We start from the raw sequence: 21,847 nt of genomic DNA on the forward strand, positions 1-21,847 counted from the left end.
CGGGCTCGTCCGTCACTGAGCACCCTTCACACGATTGAGCTCGTCCGACGCGGCACCGGCCCGGCGGCGAGAACTTTCTTTGGCGGGTTTGCCGAAGCGCCAGTTGAAGGCAAGGCTCACATTGCGGGTGTCACGGGTCTGCCAGAAGTGGGCATCCGTATTCTGAAAGCTCATCGCACCCTCTACTTTATTGGTGAAGAAAATGTCCCGGACATTCAGCTTCACATTGCCGGCACCTTTCAGGATCGTTTTGCCCACACCCGCCGAAACCTGCGCCAGCGGGTAGATCAGGATCTGCCCGTCGAGACCGCTGGAGCGGTACCAGCCACTGAGCTCTCCGTTCCAGCCTTTGCCAAACTGGAACTGGTTGCCGGCGTTCACCAGGAAGACTTTGGTGTTTGCGGAGAACTCCTCCCCTGCGCCGTTGATGCGGCCCGTAAACCCGGTGTAGTTGTAGTTTACGTAAACATTGGCATTCCACCATTTGCGCAGGGCGCCCTGCGCGCTAACCGCGATGCCGGCGGTGTTGCGGCGGCCGAAGTTGCCGTCCTTAACAATCGTGGCATAATCAAACTCACCATTCGCATTACGGGCTTGCTCAAAGGTTTCGTTCATCATATCGCGGGTGCTGCTCCAGTTGAGCGTCGTGGTGAGAAAGCCCTTGAAAGTGTGCGTCAACTCGATGTTGTCGGTAAACTGCGGCCGCATAAACGGGTTGCCCTGCTCGTAGGTAAACTTGTCGATGAAGAACAGGAACGGGTTCAGATCCTGGTACGACGGACGATCGATGCGGCGGCCGTAGGATGCGGAGAACTGGTGCTTCTTTGTGGCTGCATAGCTTACAAAAACGGTCGGGAAGAGACTGCCATAGTTACGCCCGAAACTGGAGTCGGGGTGCTTCGCCTGGTCGGGCGAACCGAACTGGTAGCCGTTGTAAGCCGTATGCTCGTAGCGCAGCCCGGCCTGCAGCCCCCATTTTCCCAGTTGCTTGTTGTAATTCACGTAGCCAGCAACGATGCGCTCCTCGTAGTTGAACCGGTTGGTCTTTGTGGTGTCTACCGCATCTCCTGCGGGGAGCTGGTTGAAATAGAAGGCGCTGTTTTTCGTGCGTACATAGCTACCCTTCAGGCCCGCTTCGAGCTTGCCTTCTTTACCGAGCGGCTGGCTGTAGTCGGTCTTTGCCGAATAGATGCTGATACGCACCGGGAGGTCGCCCCGCAGGCGCTCGCCCGATTGTTTTACCCAGCCCGTGTTAAAAGCGTTGTTGACGAAGATCTGCTCCGAGCCGGTACGAAAGCCAATGGCGTCCAGGTCGGCCGTCAGCTCGCGGCCGGCAGAGTCGAACTGGTGACGGAAATTCAGGTTCACCGAACCGTTTTTCCAGGTATTGAACAGGTCGCTTTCAGCCGACACAATGGAGTCGAGCTGTCCGTGCGCATTTTTCAGGAAGGAGGTGCTGTGGCTGATGCCCCGCTCGGGGTTGGTACCGCCGTTGAGCACGAAGCCCAGCGTGGTGCGATTTGTAAGGAAATAGTCGGCACCGAGCTTCAGCCCGTAGTAGTTGTTGTGATCGCGCTGCTGGGTAGTCGATTCGAAGATCGCGCCGGGTGCGCCGTTACTGGTATAGCGACGCTCTATATCGAGGTTCTGGTAACGTTCAAAATGGCTATGGTTGATGCTGGTGAAGAGATTCACCTTGCCGTTGCGGTAATTCAGGTTAAAGCTGTTGTTGGAGTGGGTACGATGTCCCTGCGTTGCGGAAAGCGACAGGTTGCCATTGAAGCCTTTCAGCTTGTTCTTTTTCGTTTTGATATTGATAATGCCCGAATTGCCCGAGGCGTCGTAGCGCGCCGAGGGGTTGGTCATGATCTCGATCTGCTCGATGGCGGTGGCCGGCAGCGTGCGCAGGTAGCTGGCAAGCGCCGTCTCCGACAGGTAGGCCGGGCGCCCGTCGATCATCACCTGCACCGCGGCGCGGCCCTTGAGGGATACGTTCCCATCTTTATCCACCGACACGCCGGGCGCTTTTTCCAGTACTTCAAGTGCGTTGGCACCCACGTTGGTGGGCGAAGCCTCTACATTGATCAGCGTGCGGTCTGCTTTCTGCTCAATGAGCGGCTTGCGGGCCGTTATGGTCACAGCCGCGAGGTCTTTGCTTACCGGCAGGATCCGGATTACCGGGAGCGTGTAGCTGCCGGCGCCCGCTACAGACAGGGGTGCCGAATATTCCTTGCCATGTCCCACCGCCGAAACCAAAACCAGGTAATTCCCCGCGGCTACGTTTTCAAAGGCAAAACGCCCTTCCTTACCGGCCACCGCGATCTTTACCACGGAAGAGTCCGATGCGCGGAGCAGGGAGATAGTGGCGGATTCGACCGTCTTCTGGCTACCGTCGGCAACCTGGCCCTGGATGGAGCCGGTGCTTTGCGCGGATGCTGAAAAAGCGGCAGAAAGCGCTATAATGGTAAATAAATGATTCATTACGTGTGATTTAATACTAGCCTTCATCAATTACTAGCCCTTGTCAATTACATTACAAATGTAGGTACCATGCAACGCATAGTACATAGTTTGATAAGGAACGGTGATTTTCAGGGATAACCGGCGCCTGGAAGTATGGGCATAGGACGCGCGGGAGACGAAGCCGTTACAGGAAATGGTTATTTCTGGATAAGCGGCAAGAAGCGGCAACAGCCGGAAGAGCGGCAACGGCCTTTGCTACCCGACCGAGAGGCCGTCAATGGGTTCCGCGCGCCGCGCCCGTTAAGCCTTACCGGGCCTTACATTTGAAGCATGATAGTTGATTTCCGATCCGATACGGTTACCAAGCCGACACCGGCGATGCTCGAGGCCATGATGAGCGCCCCCGTAGGCGACGACGTCTATGGCGAAGACCCCACGGTCAACCGCCTCGAAGCACTGGGTGCCGAGCGCTTTGGCATGGAGGCCGCGCTGTTTTGCCCCTCCGGCACCATGACCAACCAGATCGCCATTAAGGTGCACACGCAGCCCGGCGACGAAGTGGTGTGCGACCAGACGGCCCACGTTTACCAATACGAAGGCGGCGGCATCGCGTTCAACGCAGGTGCTTCCGTGCGCCTGCTCGCCGGCGACCGGGGCCGCGTGACGGCCGAACAGGTAGCGGCTGCCGTCAACCCCGACGACGTGCACAAGCCCCGCACGAGCCTCGTGTGCCTCGAAAACACGTCCAACCGCGGCGGCGGATCCTGCTACTCCATGGATGAAATGAAAGCGATCCGCTCCGTGTGCGACGAACAGGGGCTCATCCTCCACCTCGACGGCGCACGCCTATATAATGCGATTGTGGCCAACAACGAAGACCCGAAAGACTACGGGCGCACCTTTCACACCGTTTCACTCTGCCTGAGCAAAGGTCTTGGCGCGCCGGTCGGTTCCCTCCTGCTGGGTCCCGCCGATTTCATCAAGCGCGCCCGGCGGGTACGTAAAGTATTTGGTGGCGGCATGCGCCAGGCGGGCTTTATCGCAGCGGGTGCCCTGTATGCACTGGAAAATCATGTGGAGCGGCTGAGCCAGGATCACGCCCATGCCCGGACCATCGCCGCCGCGCTTCAAAACAACCCGCTTGTTGAAAGCGTGCTGCCGGTGGAAACGAATATCATCATCTTTAATGTAGCCGCCGGTAAAACGGCAGCGCAGCTCGTTGCGCAATTAAAAGAATCCGGCATCCTGGCTTATGCCATTGCACCGCAGCAGGTACGCCTGGTGCTTCACCTCGACATCAGCCCCGAAATGGTTGACCACACCATCAGCACCTTCCGTAAGGTGGCCGCAAACTGAATCACCGTAAGTTTACCCTCCCAAAAACAGCAAGCAACCCATGTTTCCCCGAATAAATCCGACAACGACGCCTGCCTGGCAGCAGTTGCAGCAACACTTCAGCGAGATGGAAGGCCGGCATATGCGTACGCTCTTTGCCGAAGATCCCGACCGCTTCCGTAAATTTTCCTTTTGTCTTGACGACCTGATGATCGATTTTTCAAAGAACCGGATCACGGCACAAACAATCGACCTCCTCCTCGGGCTTGCCGACGACTGCCGGCTTCGCGCTGCGATCGATGCGCTGTTTGCGGGCGAGTTCATCAATGAAACAGAAGGCCGTTCCGTGCTTCACGTGGCGCTGCGGAATTTTTCCGGCAACCCGGTGTTCACGGCGGGCAAGGATGTCATGCCCGACGTGCGGCGCGTGCTGGCGCAGATGAAGCAGTTTTGCGAAAAGGTACATTCCGGCGCCTGGAAAGGCTACACGGGCAAGCCGATCCGGCACATTGTCAACATCGGCATCGGCGGCTCCGACCTTGGACCGCTGATGGTGACGGAAGCACTTCGCCCCTATTGGAAGGAAGGCATCAGCGCACATTTTGTGTCAAACGTAGATGCAAGCCATATCGCGGAGGTGCTGAAGCGCGTTAACCCCGAGGAGACCCTTTTCCTGATCGCCTCCAAGACCTTTACGACACAGGAAACGATGACCAATGCGCAGACGGCCCGCGCCTGGTTCCTGGAAAGCGCGAAAGACGCGGCTTACGTAGCAAAGCATTTCGTGGCGCTGTCTACCAACGAAAAGGAAGTGACTGCCTTCGGCATCGACAAGGAAAATATGTTCGAGTTCTGGGATTGGGTCGGCGGCCGCTATTCGCTTTGGAGCGCCATCGGTCTCAGCATCGCGCTTACGATCGGATACGACAACTTCGAGGAACTGCTTCGCGGTGCGCATAGCACCGACGAGCACTTCCGGACAGCAGCCTTCGGTGAAAACATCCCGGTGCTGATGGCGCTTATCGGCATCTGGTACACCAATTTCTTCGGCGCGCAAACCGAGGCGATCCTCCCCTACGACCAATACCTGCACCGATTTGCGGCCTACTTCCAGCAAGGAAATATGGAAAGCAACGGCAAGAGCATCGACCGCAACGGCGAGCCGGTGGAATATGCTACAGGTCCGATCGTTTGGGGAGAGCCCGGCACCAACGGCCAGCATGCCTTCTACCAGCTCATTCACCAGGGAACCCTGCTTATCCCCTGCGATTTCATTGCGCCTGCCATTTCGCATAACCCATTGGGTGACCACCATGTAAAACTGCTGTCCAACTTCTTCGCGCAAACCGAAGCATTGATGAATGGAAAGACCGACGAGGAGGTGGAGCTGGAGCTGCAAAAGGCCGGCAAAACCGATGAAGAGATCGCGCGGCTGACGCCTTTTAAAACATTCGAAGGAAACCGTCCCACCAATTCGATCCTGCTGAAGAAGATCACACCACGCTCCTTGGGCGCACTGGTAGCGCTTTACGAGCACAAGATCTTCACCCAGGGTGTCATCTGGAATATCTTCAGTTTCGACCAGTGGGGCGTAGAGCTCGGTAAGCAGCTGGCCAACCGCATCCTCCCCGAACTGCAGGACGATGCACCGGTAAGCAGCCACGACACGTCAACCAACGGGCTGATCAACGCGTGGAAGCAAATGCGCAAACTGTAGTTATACGGCCGGGGGCACCGCCAGCTCGGTGACACGCCGAATGACCTGCGTGCATTTTTTGCCCGAAAAATTCAACTGAAGAACTACCTGGTTAGCCCCTGCTTTTGCGGGGGCTTTCATTTTCTTCTTCACCGGCACCAACTCGACCCGCCAAAGGGCATCGGATGCACCGGCAGCTGTTGCTAATCGTACGGTCTCTCCTGATTGCTTTTCCTTTCCGATATCGGCGCTACCCTCCCAGCGGGATACATGCGCCGAATACACCCGGCCATTGATCCAGGCAAAGCCGTCGCCGGCCTTCCGGGACGAAGATTCAAGGAAAACTGAATAGCTGGAATCAGGTCCGGAGCGCAGGGGCTGGCGGTTTTCGTCAACCGGAATAATACCGGGCATCCGCACTTCCAGGAATGCCTGCGCGTTGCGCGTTCCGCACTGCGCATTCACCGCGGTGGTGGCCGAGAAAGCGATGGCGAGCAGGGCGTACAGTTGGATTTTCATAAACACCGTTTGCATAAATGATGATGCAGCCCCGGAAAGGGCTGCATCATGTTGGGTTAATTGTTTCAGGAACGTACGAAGCGGATCAGCGCCCTGCCCTTGCCGGTGTTTCCGCTCAGGGTATAGGTGCCGGCTGCGAGGCGACCGAAGTGCAGGCGCAGCTCATTGGTGCCGGGAGCCACCTGCTGCTGGAAGCGCTCTATGGCGCGGCCACCGGCATCGAGCACCGTCCAATCGATTTTCATCGCGCGGCGGCTGCGCACCTGCAAGGTGGTTGCATCCTGCACCAGGCTCGGGATCAGCCTGGTTACCGAAAGGTCGGCATCGAGTGACGGAACGGCCACATTGCTGCCGGCTGCGTTAACGATGCCCGCGGCAAAGCCCGAGAAACCGCTGCTGAACGTGTACGTGAGCGTATAGTCGTTCCCGTACCGTCCATGAACCGGTTGTACCACCTCAACGGCGTTGGCGCCATCGGGTGTCGGATTCAGCGGGGAATAGTTACTGATGCGGCTCTTCACCTTTACGATTTTGATGTTCGGCCAGGTATTACCGGTAGCCGCTTCCCAGCCCGCCTTCTCAGCTTCCGTATAATAAAGCGTTACCCGGTATTGCCCGGTGATATTGTTGATTGCCGGTGCAAAATGGAAGGTTTTCGCTGTAACAAAATTTCCTGTGTTTGTGCTGTTGAATGGCAGCGCGTTGTTGCCGGCACGGTCTACCGTCAGCGCCGTGCAACCATAGTCAAAGTCACCGAGGTTAACGAGGCTTGCCATCAGCTTTCCGCTTCCGCTAAAGAAGTTAACGGTTCCGTTGCCGATGCCCAGGGGCAGGGTGCGGGTGGCGTTCAGGGCCGTCTCAACCGGGTTGCCGGAAAGTTGCCCCTTGAAGGTGAGCACCGGGCGGATATTAGAGCCGTTGGCGCTTCCGTATTGCGCGGCGAGCGAACATCCGGTGCCGGTTGTGGTCCGGTTCCAAACGCCCATCAGCGTCGGCGTGGCTGTGGAAGTCACCTGGTCGTCACCGCCGGGACCCGTGGTGTTGTCATAACAGAACTCCACCAGCACGTTCGATATACCGTCCCAATTGAATGCATTGGTGAAATTAATGGGGCTGGTTCCCGCCACGGGTGTGTAGTTGCCGCTGAAGCAGGGCACGGCGCCGGCTTCGAAGGTGGCACTTGGGAACACCGACGTTGCGGTATTTTTCATGCTGACCGTAAAGCCCTGGTAAGCACTGAAGGAGTTCACCGAGGTAACGTTGAAGGCAATGCCATTGATATTACCCGCCGTGAGTCCGGCAGCCTGCAGCTCGGATGCCAGGTAGAGATACTGGCTCTTCGACTTGCCATAGGAGCCGCGCAGGGGCTGCACATAACCACCGTAGCTGCCGACGCCTACCTGCGCTTCGCCCGTTCCCGGGAGCACAGGAGCCCGGTCATTATCATCGATCACCAGTTGCACTGTCCCGTAGGCCCCGGTAATCGCGTTGGTGCTCCCCGAAACCGCGCAGGTTATCCGGACCGTTTCCGGGCCTTCAACCTCGCCATCATCGTACACCCGCACGGTCAGGGTTTTGCCAGAGGTGCTGCCGGAAGCAAAGATGTGTTGCGTAGCAGGAGTAGTAAAGGTGCCGGTGGTGGAGATTTCATAATCCGATCCCAGCGTGGCGGTGCCGGCGGCCAGCACGCTGTACTGTACGGTTGCATTGCCCACCGGCGCCTCGGTAATGTTCACCGGGATGGTGTAATCGGTATAGCCGCGGCATCCCGACGTCGCAGTGGAGGATTCTACTGCGGTTACGGACGGGGCGGAAAAACGCACCTCCGGCGTGGAGGGAATGCGGGCGGTAAACACCCCGCGGCCGTGGGTTGCCGCCATCAGGGTGTTGTCGCTGATGCGCAGCTTCAGCATGTCGGTGCGCACCAGCGGAAAATTGACGTCGTTTGTCCAAACGGTCGACGCACCGTTGACGGCATCGGTATACCAGATACCCGCTTCGGTGGCGATATACAGCTTGTTGTTGTTTTGCGGATCCACTATAGCCCAGCGCACCGGGATGTCGGGCAGGTTGCCATCGATCGCCGTCCACACAGTGCCGCCGTTACTGCTGTACCATACGTGCTTCAGACCATAGTTGGAGATCGTCGCCACAAGCACGGCATCGGTACTTCCGGTAGTAACACAGGTTATATTACCGCTGGCGATCTGGGTACCTGAGATATCGGTGGTGTTCGAATTTACGTTGGCCGCCGTGGCCGTTGATGCGCCCTCCATGCGCAGCACCTTGCCGTTGGAGCTGCCGACAAAAACACGGTCGCGGGTAAACGGTGATACCTTGAACGCCGTGGCAAAGCCGGATGCACCTCCCGTGGTGCGGGTCATGCCAATCAGGTCCAGCGTCGTATTGGTGCCGCCATTGATATGGGGGTTGCGCCAGCGGTTGATCTGCCCGTTCACAATCGCTGTACGGTTACAGGCATACATCGTGTTGGTAACATCATCGTAGTCGAACGGATTGACGAAGGAGCCGTCAGAGGAGAGGTCGGTATCCACCCAGGTGTTACCGCCATCGGCCGACACGTGGTAACTGTTATAGACATAAGTACCGATCTGGATCTGCGGGTCCGACTGGCTGATATGAACAAAGCAGCCGTCACCGCCCAGCACTTCGGTTGACCAGCTCAAACCGGCGTTGGTAAGGCGATGGACTCCATTGTCCTGCGCGCCGGCGAGCATGTAGTTGGAACCGGCGTCCGGGTGGATGGCAGCAGAATAGAACTGCTTGATGGCCAGGTTCCGGTTTTTGTCGGTGAAGGTGCTGCCGCCATTGCTCGAATAGAAAACGCCGCCATCGGTGCCCATCAGCAGGCGGCTTTCGGTGCCTGCGCGCCACCACTGGATAAAGTGATGATCCGCGTGCACATATGGGGCCGAGGTCACCCAATAAGTAAGCCGGGTGGGCGTTGCCACGCCGCTCGACGTGAATTTATAGGCATCGAGGCCTCCAACGACAAACTCGGTGGCATTATTCGGGTTGATGGCAAGCGTAAGGCCGTACCATCCCTGGCCGTTGAGCACCGCGGTAGGGTAAGCTATCGTGTTTTGCTTGGTCCAGGTCAGGCCGCCGTTTATCGACTTATAGGTGCTGTCGAGATTGCCGTTGACTACGGTGACAGCATACAAAGTGTTGCCCTGCTCCGCCAGCTCGAGCCGGTAGGCCGATGCCGCAGAATTACGGATGCCCGTGCTGTTGGTCCAGGTGCCGGACGTAACCGTGGCGGGATTATCGGTAAAAACGTGCTGCACGCGGCTTCCGCCGTACCCGAGGGAGGCATGGAAGCGCCCCGAGGCGGTGATCTCGATGTCGGTGCAGGTGCCGTTGGTGGCCGTCAGCGGCGAAGGCGTGATATTCTGCCAGGTGGTGCCGCCATCGGTTGACCGATAGAGCCCGGACGCCGAAGCGCCGGCCAGCCCCGAGCTGCGGTTGCCCACATACACGTTGCCGGCAGCATCGCAGCGTACGCGGAACACCCGCTGGAAGCCCGTCGCTGAAGGCAGGCGGCTCCAGGTGCTTCCCCCGTTGGTCGATTTCCAGATGCCCGCACCATACACCGCATCGGCATTCGAGGTAGGCTCGCCGGTAGCGAAATACAGCGTCTGCGGTGCGGCCGGGTTTTGGGTAATCGATGATATGGCGAGGTTATCGAAGCGGTCGTCGATATGACTCCAGTTGGGAATTGCCGAAAGGAAATTGCTGCACTTCCAGAGGCCGCCGGCGGCTGCGCCAGCCCATACGGTATTGCCGGAGGGATCGTTGAGCGTATCGACAAAAACCGCGATTACGCGGCCCGAAGCAATCTGGCCGGTGCCGCCGCGCGGGTTGCCGTCGGGGCCAACCACGTCGTAGGAAGGACCGCGCTCCTGCCAGGGAAGCGCGCCGGTGATGCGGGAAGCGATGCCGCTTCGCTGTTGGTGCAGTTCTTCGAGGGTCTCCACCAGGCGCTCGCCCGGCACGTACCCCAGCGCGGGGTCTTTGAGGCGCTCAAACTCAAATTCGGCACGCGCAGCCGCACCATCGTAGCCTTCGTGCTCTTCCTCTTCTTCCAGTTCTTTTTCTGTGTGGAAGGGGTCGTCGAGGTATGCGGGCTTTTGTTGTAACTGGAAAAACAGGGTAAGGAGCAAGCAGGCTCCGGCAAGGGGCAGGGCCCGGCGCAGTTGTTTTTTCATGTGCGTTAATGGCAGTCAGTTCGGTGTTGACTAAGCAGTTTAAAATTACATATTTCGGCGCTGGCCTTGCGGGTTACGCAAAAAAAATCCCTCCGGAGGAGGGACTGAAGTTTAGCCAATACGGGTTTACCATTTATCCACTTCGTCGGCCGGTGTGGCGGCGGAGGGGATATTGCTGGCTTCCGGGGTGATCTCAATGGTGGCCGTAACCGTTGTTACATTGATTTCAGCGCCTGTTTCGAGCTCGTCGCCATCGTGGTCGTCGAGCAGATCGTCGTGGTTATAGGCGTCGAAGTCGAAGTCGGGCATCAGGTCGGTCTTCACATAATCCACTGCCTCATTGAGCGCTTTGATGAATTTGTTGAAATCCTCTTTGTACAGGAAAATCTTGTGGCGATCGTAGCCGTTGTCGTTAAAACGCTTCCGGCTTTCGGTAATGGTCAGGTAGTAATCGTTGCCACGTGTCGCGCGCACATCGAAGAAATAGGTACGGCGCTTCCCGGCACGGATCCGCTTGCTGTAGATGCTTTCCATCTTCTTGTCGTTGTTTTCGTACGCCACAGTCACAAATTTTACAGTTAGGTAAACGGTTTGGTTTTATACCCTTACAAATATAATCCTATTTTTTGTCCAGCCAAATTTGCTAAACAGACCCTCCGGCATCCTGTGCCAGCTGGCTCCGGTACATTTCGGCATAGATTCCTCCTGCCGCGAGCAGGCTATCGTGTGTGCCTTTTTCCGCCAGCCGACCGCTCTCCAGCACAACGATCTGGTCGAAGCCGGATAGGCTCAGCACCTTGTGAGTAACCAGGATGGAGGTGCGCCCTTGCAGGTAGGTGCCGATGTGGTTGAGGATCTCCCGCTCCGTGCGGGTGTCCACGGCACTAAGACTGTCATCGAGCAGCAATACCGGCGTTTCGCGCACAAGTGCCCGCGCGATGGACACACGCTGCTTCTGGCCACCACTGAGGGTCACGCCCCGCTCGCCCACCACCGTTTCGTAGCCAGCGGGGAAGCCGCTGATGTCGCGGTGCACGGCCGCCGCCGCTGCCGCCGCCTCGATCGCCTCCTGTCCTGCCCCATCGGCCCCGAAGGCAATGTTGCGGGCAATGGTATCGCTGAAGAGAAAGCCATCCTGCGGCACATAACTCACCTGCCCACGCAGGCTTTCCAGGCGGATCCTGCGGATGTCGGAGCCGTCGAGCAGCACGGTGCCCGCTGTCGGATCGTAAAGCCGCAGCAGGAGCTGCACGAGTGTGCTCTTCCCCGATCCCGTGCGACCGACGACAGCTACTTTTTGTCCCGGAAGGATATCGAGTGTGAGATTGCTCAGGGCTCTGATGCCGGTGTTGGGGTAAACGAAGTCGACACCACGAAAGGAGATAGCACCGGAGATCGGCATGTCTTCCGCGTCGGGCGCGTCCCGCACCAGCGGAACCGCATGCAAGAACTCGTTGAGCCGCTTTTGCGAAGCCGCCGCACGCTGGATCATTGAGGCCGTCCAGCCGATGGCGCTCACCGGAAAGGTGAGCATATTGATATAGATCACGAACTCGACGATCGTTGCCAGGTCGATCATACCACGGATGACGGCGAGGCCGCCAATCATGATTGTCAGCAGGGTGCTGATGCCGATAAACAGGGCCATCGATGGGAAATAGAGCGATTCGATCTTGGCGAGCGTGGTGGCATCGCGGCGGTATTTTTCGCTGTTGTCCTCGAAAGCGCCGAGCATGGCCCGTTCCTGTACGAAGGATTTGATCACCCGGATGCCGCTGTAAGACTGCTGCGCGTTGGTAGTGAGTGCCGCCAGCGTTGCCTGCAGTGCCTCGCTGCGACGGTGGATCACCGTATTTACCCGGTAGATGGTAAGCGCCAGCAGCGGCAACGGTGCGAGCACATACAGGGTCAGTTCCGGGCTCCGCTTCCACATAAAAAACACGGTCATGGCAATGAGCGCGGTGAGGTTGGTTAGGTACATAATGGCAGGGCCGGTAAACATCCGCACGCGGCTCACATCCTCGGCCATGCGGCTCATCAGGTCGCCCACGCTGTGCGTTTTGTAAAAGCCGGCATCAAGGCGCTGGTAGTGAGCGTATACCTCGTTCTTCTGGTCGTACTCGATGTGACGGCTCATCACGATGATGGTCTGCCGCATAAAAAACATGAACAGCCCGCGCAGCAGGGCCAGTGCCAGGATGGTGATGCCGGCCAGGGTCACAGCCCCTGAAACCGTAAACCGCGCTCCTTCCACATAGCGGATAAAGCGCATCACCAGAACATCGTAGCCGGCGCCGGCGGCAACCTTATGTGCCGCCTTGTGGCCGAGCGCCGACTGAACATACTCGATGATGAAACCGGTGACCTGGGGCGCCAGCACACCGAAGTAGTTGGAGATAAGAATAAAGAAAATGCCGGCGGCGAGGCGCAGGCGGTATTTATAAAAATATTTTCCGAGGTGCCTGAGGTGCTTCACAAAAGGGGTTTGCGCAAAGGTAAGCGCGGGATAATGTGCTGATGGAGTTATGTGCTAATGGGATGACGTGGTTATGAGCCAGATTCAGCCCCGGTCTACCCATAGTTCAATAGGCGTTTTTCTCGCCGCGGATGATATTGTAGACCGTGAGGAAGATGATTTTGATGTCGAGCCAGAAATTCCAGTGCTCCATATACCAGATATCGTGCTCGATACGGCCCTGCACATCGCGCAGCTCTTTGGTCTCGCCCCGGTAGCCGTTCACCTGCGCCCACCCGGTGATGCCCGGCTTTAGGAAGTGCCGGATCATGTATTTATTGATCACCTGGCGGTAGGTGTCGTTCATCTTCAGCGGGTGCGGTCTTGGCCCGCAGATGCTCATGTCGCCCAAAAGCACGTTGAAGAACTGGGGCAGCTCGTCGAGGCTGGTTTTGCGGATAAAGCGGCCGACGCGGGTGACCCGGTCATCATCCTTGGTGGCCTGCTTGTATTCGGCATCTTTCTCGGCCACTTTCATCGAGCGGAACTTGAAAACCTTGATGATCCTCTTATCGCGGCCGAGGCGGTTCTGGGTAAAGAAGATCGGGCCTTTGCTGTCGAGCCGGATCACAAGCGCGATCAGGGGCACCAGCCAGCTTAGCAGGAAAACGATCACCAGCAGGCTGAAGACGATATCGAAGGCGCGCTTCTTGATTTTATTGCCGAGTTCGGTGAGCGGCTCATGCCGCAGGGAAAGCACCGGCACGTCGTCGATAAACTCCACGTGCATATTGCGGTTGATGAACAGGTTGTAGTCGAGCACGAAGCGCACGCGGATAAAGTTGTCCTCGGCCACCTCGGCCAGCTCGTAGAGGTATTGATTGTCGCGCGGCAGCAAGGTCGAATAGATCTCCGATACCTCGTTGGCGATCGCATAGTCGAGGCACTCCTTGAGGTTGCCCAGTATCGGGTACATCGACAGCTCCTGCACCCGGTTGTAGTCTTCGAAATAGCCCAGTATCGACACATGCTGCTCTTCTTCGGGAAGCATGCTGGCGATGCGTTTGCCGATATCATTGTAGCCAAGAATCACCACCTTGCGAACAAGGCGCTCCTCAAAATCCACAAAACGGAACAACCAGGTATACAGCAGCCGGGTGATGAGCAGGATGCCGCCGAAACCAAAAAGAAAGGAGGTAATAAAGGGGCGGAACAGTTCGTCGCTGGTTACAAACATATACAGTATCGTCACCTGGAGAAAAAGAAACCAGGCCTTGGCGGTGCTCCGCAGGAAAAGCTCGCCCCGAAAAAGATTGGCGCGCTTATAAAGCGAGAATGCGCCGCTGCACAGCATCCAGGCCACGTTGAGTAATAAGAAAAGGAGCAGGTAACCCCGGCTTTGCGTATTGGTCCTTTCGTCGGAAAACTGGTATAGAACATAGGCCACGTTCAGCGCCGTCAGGTCGAGAAACGCAAACAAGAGCTGAAAGGCGCTGAGATGTCTTTTACTCATAAATGGTGACGGTTAGGCGTGGCATCGCTATTGCAATTCAGTTACACAGGTAGCACCTGCTACCTGTAATTTTCATGCCGCCCGGCATATTCCTAACCGTCATAACCTGAAACATGAACAACGCCAACCTTCGCCAGCTTTTGGGTATTGCCCTGCTCCTGGCTCTCGTAGCTTCCTGCGGAAAAAAATCAAGTGACACCGAAGAACCCGTAACCCCGCCGGCCGCCGACTCGGCAACGGTACGCTACCAGGTAACCTCCAGTAACCGAAGCAGCGGACTGGTCAATTGGACCACGGTCAAGGGCGCGGGCAAGCAGGTCGCCTTCAAAGGCAACGGCACCACCCGTATCGAAGTGTACAAGTTCAATTTTATGCCTTCCAGCTTCGATTCGCCTGCCTTCGAGCTGATCACCGTCCGCGTACCGGCCGGCACCTATACCGACGCCGAATTCAATTACCAGATGATCCCATCGCGCGACCCCGCACTGCAGCTGATCGGCACCTACACCACCGGCGGTGTGAGCACGCCGGTACGGGTAAATATTGACCAGTTTGCCGAAATCGCGACAAAATTACCCTCGGTAACCCTGGCGGGCGGCAAAACCTACAATGCACTCATCACCCTCGACCTGGCAGCCATCATGAACGGCGTCACGGCAGCGAATCTCAACAATGCAGCCCGCACGAACGGCGAGATCGTAATAGCCTATTATTCCAATGTATCGATGCTGCAAACGATCATCAACAACATCAACAACGTTGTGCACCACCAGGTAACCCTGGGCGAATAATCAACGCAACAGCACTACGAAGAAGCCCCTTGCTATGCATGGGGCTTTTCTATTTACCGATGAATTCGGACAAGGACTCGAGCAGGCCGGGCGATGCATGCGGCGCAATTGGCGCGGCGGGCGGCAACCGGCCCTGCAGGAAGGCCTCCAGGTGAGCACGCAGCTGCGGCCCGTCTTCGGCTACATGGAGGTAACCCTGCTTTTCGAAGGCCCGCGCTGTGGCCACCTGGTGGTCGTCGCGGGTTTCGTGCAGGCGGCCAAGACGGGGAAAGACGATCAGCGGTTTTTGCAGCTCCAGTACATTGAGGATGGTTCCGATACCAGCGTGGGCGATTACCAGGTCCGCTTCCTCCAGGTGCTTCTTAAAGGCCACCGGCGGGATGAAAGACAGCACCTCGATGTGCCTGCCCCGGAAGCTGTCGCTTCCGGTGGTCTGCGCCAGGAAGCGCAGCGCAGGAAACTCCGGGGCCAGCTCGTCAACAAGATGGTGCAGCCGGGAAAACGGCTCCTGGCTGCCGATGGTGACAAAAACATTCATAACACAGCTCCTTTATAAAGCACCCGATCATTGGCAAGGTGCGGCCACTGGGTGTATACCCGATCGCAAAAACGCAGCGCGATCTTTCCGCTCAGGGAGATCCGCTCGGCATGGCAGATACTTTCGATCCAAATCGTACGGGCTCCCAGCAGCTTACCGGCAAGCAGGCCCAGCACGCCCGGGGCGGCGCCCGTAGAGATCACCACCTTGGGCCGGATTTTCCGGATGACCCCGGCGATCCGCAGAAATACGGGTAGCACCAGCCACTTCTTCCAACGGCTTACCTCCGGCACCAGGTGGAAGGGGTGCCCCTTTACCGTTTCTGCAAAACCGGCGTTGGTAGAACAAAAAACAACCTCATGCTGCTCCAGCAGCGGGCGCAGGCGCACCAGCTCAATCCAGTGCCCGCCACCCGATGCGATGGCTACTATTTTCATGTACTTGGAGTTTAGGGTCAGATAAAAAGAGGGGAATCATCCTGCCGCGCATGCAAACAGCCCGGGCAAGAAATAACATGTTCCCTACCAGGTAGCGGCGATACATCCGGCGCGGCTCCTGCAGGAGGCGAAAAACCCATTCAAGGCTGCCACGCCGCATCCAAAGCGGCGCGCGTTTTACTTTCTCACCCATAAAATCAATACAGGCGCCGCCGTTGATCACCAGGAGCGGCTTTGTATAGTGCGTCCGGATCATCGCCGAAACAAATTCCTGCTTGGGCATTCCCATGCCCAGCAGCACTACGTCCGGAGCGGCCGGTTCAAGCGCATCCAGGTAGTCTTCCGGCTTCCGGAACCCGTCCATCATCAGCACGATTTCGTGCCCTTCTCCACGAAGTCGGTCGGCCGCCTTGCCCAGGTAGGGCTCTGTTGTACCCAGCAACGCAATGCGCCGCGGGCCACCGGTACGAAGAAGGAAGGGGATGAAGTCGGTGCCGCAGAAATTGAAGCCGGGATCGATATTCAGGATGCGATACAGCGTCGACACCCCGACGCCGTCGCGCAGCAGCACATCCGACTCCAGCAAAGCCGCGATAAAACCAGGCTCTGAATAGCAAAGGTTGACGGCATGGGCATTCACAAAGGAGAGAACGATCGGAATGGTACAGCCTTCGAGATGTGCGTTGATGTAATCCCGTGCCTTCGAAAACGAATCAAAGCGCGTGATCCTGTGGATCAGGCGGCAAACCTGGTCTTGAAGTGCTATCATACAATGGGCGCATTTTGAACGACGGATAAGGGACGCTCACCCGCGCCGCTGCACTCCCGGAAAAGCCGGTGCACCTGTTGGATGCGGGCTTCCCAGGAATTGTTCCGGGCGAGCTCAATTCGCTTCAGCGCGCGTTCTTCACTATCCTCGCGGACCGCCTTCCGGCATTGATCCGCGAAAAGGTCATTGGTGCATTGATACACGAGGCCTTCTTCAAACTTCCAGTTGCGCGTATTGGGCATCTCGGTAATGATCGGGGGCTTGCCCATGGCCAGGTAGAGCCACAACTTATTGGGCGTTGCGCCCTTGTTCAGCAGCCGCACATCATAAGGCGCGATACAGGCATCCACCTCCCCGAGGCACCGGTACAGCTCTTCCCCTGTTTTCGGTCCCAGCAGGCGGGCATTCGGGAAACGGGCGAGTCGCTTTTGATTCGCTTCGCTGGCCGGACCAATGAACCGGATCTCGAATTCCCCGAGCAGGCTCGCCAGCAACTCATAATCCAGGTTGTTATCGAGATAACCCACGAGCCCCAGCACCGATGGGCCCTTGCGATCGATCCGCGCCGTCTGCGGCCGGTGATCGATGAGCGGCGCTCCCAGCGGAACCACATGCGTGTTGGGGTTATAGCGCCGGATCTTTTCACCCATATACTCGGAGCTGACAATGCAAAGCTGCGCGCGGCTGGCAACGGCGCGCTCGGTGCGGGTGTGATATTGGTTGATGAAAAACGGGTTGAAATTCCCGAACCCGACATTATCATCCACGGCATAGAAAATCACATTATCGAAAAAGCGGTGGATCGCCGGAGCCGTAAAGTCGAAGCAGAAAACCATATCGAAAGTAACCCCGAGGCCGCGGATGCCGCGCAGCAGCCAGTTATGGTAAGCTTCGTTGAGCCCGGGCGTCCGGTAACGAACCCGGTAGTCGATCCAGAAATAAGGGGTAATGACATAGAGATTCGGCGCGACCTGGCGTACCTCGATGCGTGGGCGGCCGGTGCGGTTCTTCTCGACGAAATAAACGTTTCCCTGCTTTACGAGTTCATGCGCTACCTGGTGGCGCGCCCGGGGCGGTTCGTCCCAGCTGGTAACAGTCGGATAGATCAGGTAATTCATGGCTGGCATCGTCAATGGTTATTTAGAGGTGAGCGGTAGCGGGCCGGTGTTGCCGGCGGCGGTTGCGGAGTGTATAAACAAACCCTTCCAGCCGCCCGCGGAATATGTTGTAGAACTCTCCCGATTTTTTCCGGTTCATGGCAACCACCATTTTCAGCAGCGGCGCTACCATTCCCCGGAAGATCACATAGTAAGGAATATCGTATGCAGCATACACCATTCCCATGCCCCGCTGGCGGGCGCGGATTATGTGGTGGGCACGCGCCTGCACCGGGATGTAGTGATGGTTGACCCGGATGCCGGCTTCATAATAAACCCGCATCCCGCGCTGGAGGGCGCGGAAGGTAAGCTCGCTGTCTTCGCCGCCGCCGATGAAGCGGCCGATGCCCACATCTTCAAGAAAGCCGCCGAGGCTGCGGAAGGCTTCCGCCCGGTAAAACTGCACATACGTTACATAGCCCACAGACCGGAATGAAAACACTTCGTTGCGGGTGAGTGCCTGCGAGGTTTCAATACGCCCGGGAGCCTGCGCCCAGTTGATGATGAGCAGCTCTGTATCGCTGTTTTCCTCGAAATGCCGCTCCACGGCCGCAAAGGCGCCGCGCTCGAACCAGCAGTCGTCATCGGGAAAACAGATGATCCCGAAGCGTGCCTGGGCGGCGCCGACGTTGCGGGCGCGCGACTGGTTGGCTTCGGTCAGCTTGATATGCTTCAGGGAAAGAACGGTGCTGTAGCTTTCAATCAACTCGTCGAGGAGACCGTCGCGGTTCTGGTCAACGATGATCAGCTCCAGGTCGGGAACGATGTTTTCGAGCACGGAATCAAAAAGGCGTTGCAGTTCATCTTTGCGCTGGTACGTTGCTACAACGGCAGAAATGCCTTTCATAGACGGTTTATTTAGGGCTTAGGGTTTCTTACGTCAGGGGTGCTGTGCATTAACGACACAAATACTGCTCCGAAAGCGCGGCAAAGCGGTATCCGCGTGCCGAAAAATCTGAAAGAATGCGGGGCAACGCGGAGCGCAGGTTGGAGGCTGCCGCATCGTTGTCGTGAAACACAATGATCGCACCCGGCTCCGCATGGCCGGCCACGTTGGTGTAGCACCGCTCCGGGGTTGTGTCGGGGTCGAAATCACCGCTGAGGATACTCCACATCACCACTTGTAGCCCCAGCGGCTTTGCGCGGAGGCGGCGCACCTGGAAGGGCGTAACATGTCCATGCGGCGGGCGAAAAAGGCGCGAAGCGATCTTTCCCCGCGCCTTTTGAACATCGGCGTAGTAACAGCTGTTGTTGGTGCGCCACCCGTCGAGGTGCTGCCAGGTATGGTTGCCAACGGCATGCCCCTCCGTTAGGATCCTGTTGTAGATCTGCGGGTAACGGGCTACATTTTCGCCGATGCAAAAGAAGGTTGCCTGTGCGTCATACCGGCGCAGCTCGTCGAGTACGAAGGGTGTAAGCTCCGGGTGCGGGCCGTCATCGAACGTAAGAAACAGCAACCGTTCCCTTGTCGCTACCTGCCAGGTGCAACGTCCATAGAGTTTTCTTACCCACCAGGGCTTTTTTACGAGGTAATTCATCGTTGATCAGTTCGGTTGCGCCAAAAGGGTACCATCCGGTTCTGCTTCGGGCTCGGCGGCTTCGGCGGGCTCCAGGAACAGGTACCAGAACACAAGGAGCAGCAGCACGAAATAGAGGTGCTTTTCGCGGAAGAGGCTTGCCTCGGTGATATTGTTGAAAAGCACGATCAGCGGCAGGAAATACGCTACCGGCTCCGACCAGGGCACCCGCCGGAAGATGCTCCCGATCATGGCGAAGAGAAAAAGCAGCACAAAAACAAGACCGACGACTCCGGTATTGACCAGCACGTCCATATAGCCATTGTGACCCTGCCCGGGGTCCCAGGAAAGTTCATGAATATGCGAGAACGGGTTGTACTCCTCTTTTGAAAGCCAGTAGCCCCCCGAGCCGAAGCCGGTAGCGACGCGGTCCTGTGCCGCCAGGTCACTGCGGATGATTTCCCATACATCGGTACGGCCCGTAAACGTAAGGTCGCGGTTGTTGATACCAAGCGGCATATCCGTACTCCCCATGATCTGGCTCAAAAACGGAACGAGCAGCCCAAGGCCGATCACGACATAAAACAGCGGGCGCATCAGGAAGCGGATGCGGTAGGCAATGAAAATAACAATCACCCCGCCCAGGGAGGTCATGCTGTCGCAGCGCAGCAGCTGGTAAACGATCGCGGCATCAAGTGCAAGCAGCACTAACCAGGGCAGGCTGCGCGGCTCGAAAAGGTTGATGACGATAAACGCAAAGGCCAGGAACTGTCCCATGTTGTTGGGCGATGAAAAAAGCCCCTGTGTGCGTGTCGCATCTTCGAAATACCAGGAGGCCTGCGCCGGGAATGCAAAGATGAACCCGAGGTTGAGCACCACGACGAAAATCGCTATGTGCTTCAGGGTGCGGAAGAGTGCTTCGCGGCCTAACACATTTACAACGACAAATGCCTGGAGTACCGTCAGCAGCATTCTTACGGTATCGTGTACACTGTTGCTCCGCAGCTCTACCGGCGACCAGCTGATGGAAAGCGCATAAAATGCAAGTACCGCGAATAAGGGGATACTGCCCTCCAGGCTTACGCAGATATCGTCGGCGAAAAAAATATAGGCTACTGAAAGAGCGATACAAACGGTGCCGAGCAGGTTGAGCACCGCGTCGAGCGGGGCCAGCGCGGGGATGGCGAGAAAGATCGCCGAGAAAGGGAGGATGAACAGCAGCAGTTGCAGCGGTCCGAGGAGAAAACGGGCGGGCTTGCTGGTGATCAGGTTCATGCGGGATGGGTTAATGAATGATTGGTTCGGGTCAGGCGGCGCGGGCAACGCGGCGGGCGCGCGCTACCAGCAGGCCGATCGAGGTCTTTTCTGCATTGAGGTACAGGGCGCGTGGGCGGCCGTTTACGAGCTCATTGACGATCGCCTCGGGGCTCAGGTGCTTCCGGTAGTAGGCCTTTACTTGGCCCACCATCGTCGCCGCCTGCTCCTCGGGGTAAGCCAGTGCTTCGCGGAGCTTTTCCGTAAAATTGCCGTTATGAAAAACCACGGCGTTTTTGCCATCAACGAGCGCCGGCGCAAAAAGCTGCGCATACTCTTCGTGCAGGATGGGGATGGTGCCCACCGACATGGCTTCGTAGATATTATGCGATAGCGGCATGAAGACTCCGGGGCAGGCAATGAAGAACGCGTATTGCGCAATCGTGGGGCGGAGCTCGCTTTGCTCCACCACAAAGTTGGCTTTGTCCACGATGTCGATTGTACCGTGGCGGCGGCCACTCTCCAGCTCACCCGCGCTCTTCGGGAACCGGCACTCCGGCAGTTCGGCAACAGCCCCGGCCATCGCCAGCCGATCCATCATCGTAAAGCGCCCTGTGGCGGAAAAGATCTTGTAGTCATTCGCATCGAAGTTTCCGGCGAAGAACACCGAGCGCTGCCGGTTGCCGTCGTCAACAGGAGCGTTCCACCAGCCATATTTATACATGTGCGGATGCATCCCGATCGGGATGTGGTAAGTGCCCGGGCCGGGCTCTTCGCGGAAATAATCATTGGAAAGCTGCCGTTGCTCCGGTGTGCGGCGGCGCCCGTCCGTAAAGGTGATGGCACCCGCCGGAGGCTCCGCGCTGAAGAGCACTTTTTCCTCTTCTATGATAAAGCGGGAATAGTCGTCGCCCAGGCTCAGGAGGAAACGGAGGTTCCCGTTCACATACACCTGGTAGCCGGCGCTTTCAAAATATTTGAAAAGAATATAGAGGTAACGCACGTAGGTATTATTGGTCAGGTCGAACCACACGGCCGGCGCCGCCGTGCTGCTGCGCCCCGGGCTGCGGCGCGTCAGGTAGCTATGAAATAGGGTAACGTCACGCCATTTCTTTCTCAGTTTCCGGCGCACCTTAAACAGGATCCTGGATAGGCTTTCCATGGTTATTTTTTT

At 57.5% G+C, this 21,847-nt stretch carries 17 protein-coding genes; 3 read left to right on the top strand and 14 right to left on the bottom strand.

Annotation, left to right across the window (positions count from 1 at the left end):
• Positions 1–12: 12 nt before the first annotated feature.
• Positions 13–2,481: an outer membrane beta-barrel family protein gene (locus EPD60_RS02485; protein ID WP_165871375.1), complete on the bottom strand. Its 2,469-nt coding sequence runs from the start codon at positions 2,479–2,481 to the stop codon at positions 13–15.
• A gap of 312 nt (positions 2,482–2,793) precedes the next feature.
• Here EPD60_RS02485 and EPD60_RS02490 point away from each other — a divergent pair, with 312 nt between their 5' ends.
• Both EPD60_RS02490 and pgi read left to right on the top strand, forming a co-directional pair.
• A complete protein-coding gene (locus EPD60_RS02490) occupies positions 2,794–3,819 on the top strand; it encodes a threonine aldolase family protein (RefSeq protein ID WP_131446508.1) in 1,026 nt (341 codons plus the stop codon).
• A 40-nt stretch (positions 3,820–3,859) separates the two neighbouring features.
• Positions 3,860–5,515, top strand: a complete 1,656-nt coding sequence (gene pgi, locus EPD60_RS02495; RefSeq protein ID WP_131446510.1) for a glucose-6-phosphate isomerase — start codon at positions 3,860–3,862, stop codon at positions 5,513–5,515.
• Here the strand turns inward: pgi and EPD60_RS02500 are convergent, their stop codons facing one another.
• From EPD60_RS02500 to EPD60_RS02520, 5 genes are all read right to left on the bottom strand, one after another.
• Complete coding sequence (locus EPD60_RS02500; protein WP_131446512.1) at positions 5,516–6,013, bottom strand: hypothetical protein; 498 nt, start codon at positions 6,011–6,013, stop codon at positions 5,516–5,518.
• Positions 6,014–6,078: 65 nt separating this feature from the next.
• Positions 6,079–10,242, bottom strand: coding sequence for a hypothetical protein (locus EPD60_RS02505; protein WP_131446514.1), 4,164 nt, complete (start codon positions 10,240–10,242; stop codon positions 6,079–6,081).
• A 126-nt stretch (positions 10,243–10,368) separates the two neighbouring features.
• Positions 10,369–10,803 carry a DUF3276 family protein gene (locus tag EPD60_RS02510; RefSeq protein ID WP_131446516.1) on the bottom strand — a complete coding sequence of 145 codons (435 nt, stop codon included), beginning with the start codon at positions 10,801–10,803 and terminating at the stop codon, positions 10,369–10,371.
• Positions 10,804–10,885: 82 nt separating this feature from the next.
• Positions 10,886–12,718: an ABC transporter ATP-binding protein gene (locus EPD60_RS02515; RefSeq protein WP_131446518.1), complete on the bottom strand. Its 1,833-nt coding sequence runs from the start codon at positions 12,716–12,718 to the stop codon at positions 10,886–10,888.
• A 106-nt stretch (positions 12,719–12,824) separates the two neighbouring features.
• A complete protein-coding gene (locus EPD60_RS02520) occupies positions 12,825–14,210 on the bottom strand; it encodes an undecaprenyl-phosphate glucose phosphotransferase (protein WP_131446520.1) in 1,386 nt (461 codons plus the stop codon).
• Between the two features lie 113 nt (positions 14,211–14,323).
• Between EPD60_RS02520 and EPD60_RS02525 the strand changes: the two genes are divergently transcribed.
• Positions 14,324–15,001, top strand: a complete 678-nt coding sequence (locus EPD60_RS02525) for a hypothetical protein (protein WP_131446522.1) — start codon at positions 14,324–14,326, stop codon at positions 14,999–15,001.
• A gap of 49 nt (positions 15,002–15,050) precedes the next feature.
• On the opposite strand, the gene EPD60_RS02530 is transcribed toward EPD60_RS02525, so the two are convergent.
• The 8 genes from EPD60_RS02530 to EPD60_RS02565 are packed head-to-tail and all read right to left on the bottom strand — an operon-like array spanning position 15,051 to position 21,835.
• On the bottom strand, positions 15,051–15,539 hold the full coding sequence (locus EPD60_RS02530; protein ID WP_131446524.1) for a glycosyltransferase: 489 nt from the start codon (positions 15,537–15,539) through the stop codon (positions 15,051–15,053).
• Positions 15,536–15,976 (bottom strand): oligosaccharide biosynthesis protein Alg14, encoded by a 441-nt coding sequence (locus tag EPD60_RS02535; protein WP_131446526.1) that lies wholly within the window; start codon positions 15,974–15,976, stop codon positions 15,536–15,538. The genes EPD60_RS02530 and EPD60_RS02535 overlap by 4 nt, the downstream gene beginning before the upstream one ends.
• Positions 15,933–16,745: a WecB/TagA/CpsF family glycosyltransferase gene (locus tag EPD60_RS02540; RefSeq protein ID WP_131446528.1), complete on the bottom strand. Its 813-nt coding sequence runs from the start codon at positions 16,743–16,745 to the stop codon at positions 15,933–15,935. Before EPD60_RS02540 ends, EPD60_RS02535 begins: the two co-directional genes overlap by 44 nt.
• On the bottom strand, positions 16,742–17,872 hold the full coding sequence (locus tag EPD60_RS02545; protein WP_131446530.1) for a glycosyltransferase family protein: 1,131 nt from the start codon (positions 17,870–17,872) through the stop codon (positions 16,742–16,744). Before EPD60_RS02545 ends, EPD60_RS02540 begins: the two co-directional genes overlap by 4 nt.
• Positions 17,873–17,885: 13 nt before the next feature.
• Positions 17,886–18,749 carry a glycosyltransferase family 2 protein gene (locus EPD60_RS02550; RefSeq protein WP_131446532.1) on the bottom strand — a complete coding sequence of 288 codons (864 nt, stop codon included), beginning with the start codon at positions 18,747–18,749 and terminating at the stop codon, positions 17,886–17,888.
• A 49-nt stretch (positions 18,750–18,798) separates the two neighbouring features.
• Positions 18,799–19,440 (bottom strand): polysaccharide deacetylase family protein, encoded by a 642-nt coding sequence (locus EPD60_RS02555; RefSeq protein WP_131446534.1) that lies wholly within the window; start codon positions 19,438–19,440, stop codon positions 18,799–18,801.
• A 6-nt stretch (positions 19,441–19,446) separates the two neighbouring features.
• Positions 19,447–20,694 (bottom strand): O-antigen ligase family protein, encoded by a 1,248-nt coding sequence (locus EPD60_RS02560; protein WP_131446536.1) that lies wholly within the window; start codon positions 20,692–20,694, stop codon positions 19,447–19,449.
• 31 nt (positions 20,695–20,725) lie between these two features.
• Positions 20,726–21,835, bottom strand: a complete 1,110-nt coding sequence (locus tag EPD60_RS02565; RefSeq protein ID WP_131446538.1) for a glycosyltransferase — start codon at positions 21,833–21,835, stop codon at positions 20,726–20,728.
• Positions 21,836–21,847 lie beyond the last annotated feature (12 nt).

This window comes from Flaviaestuariibacter flavus, assembly GCF_004337505.1.
Taxonomy (GTDB): Bacteria; Bacteroidota; Bacteroidia; order Chitinophagales; family Chitinophagaceae; genus Flavisolibacter; species Flavisolibacter flavus.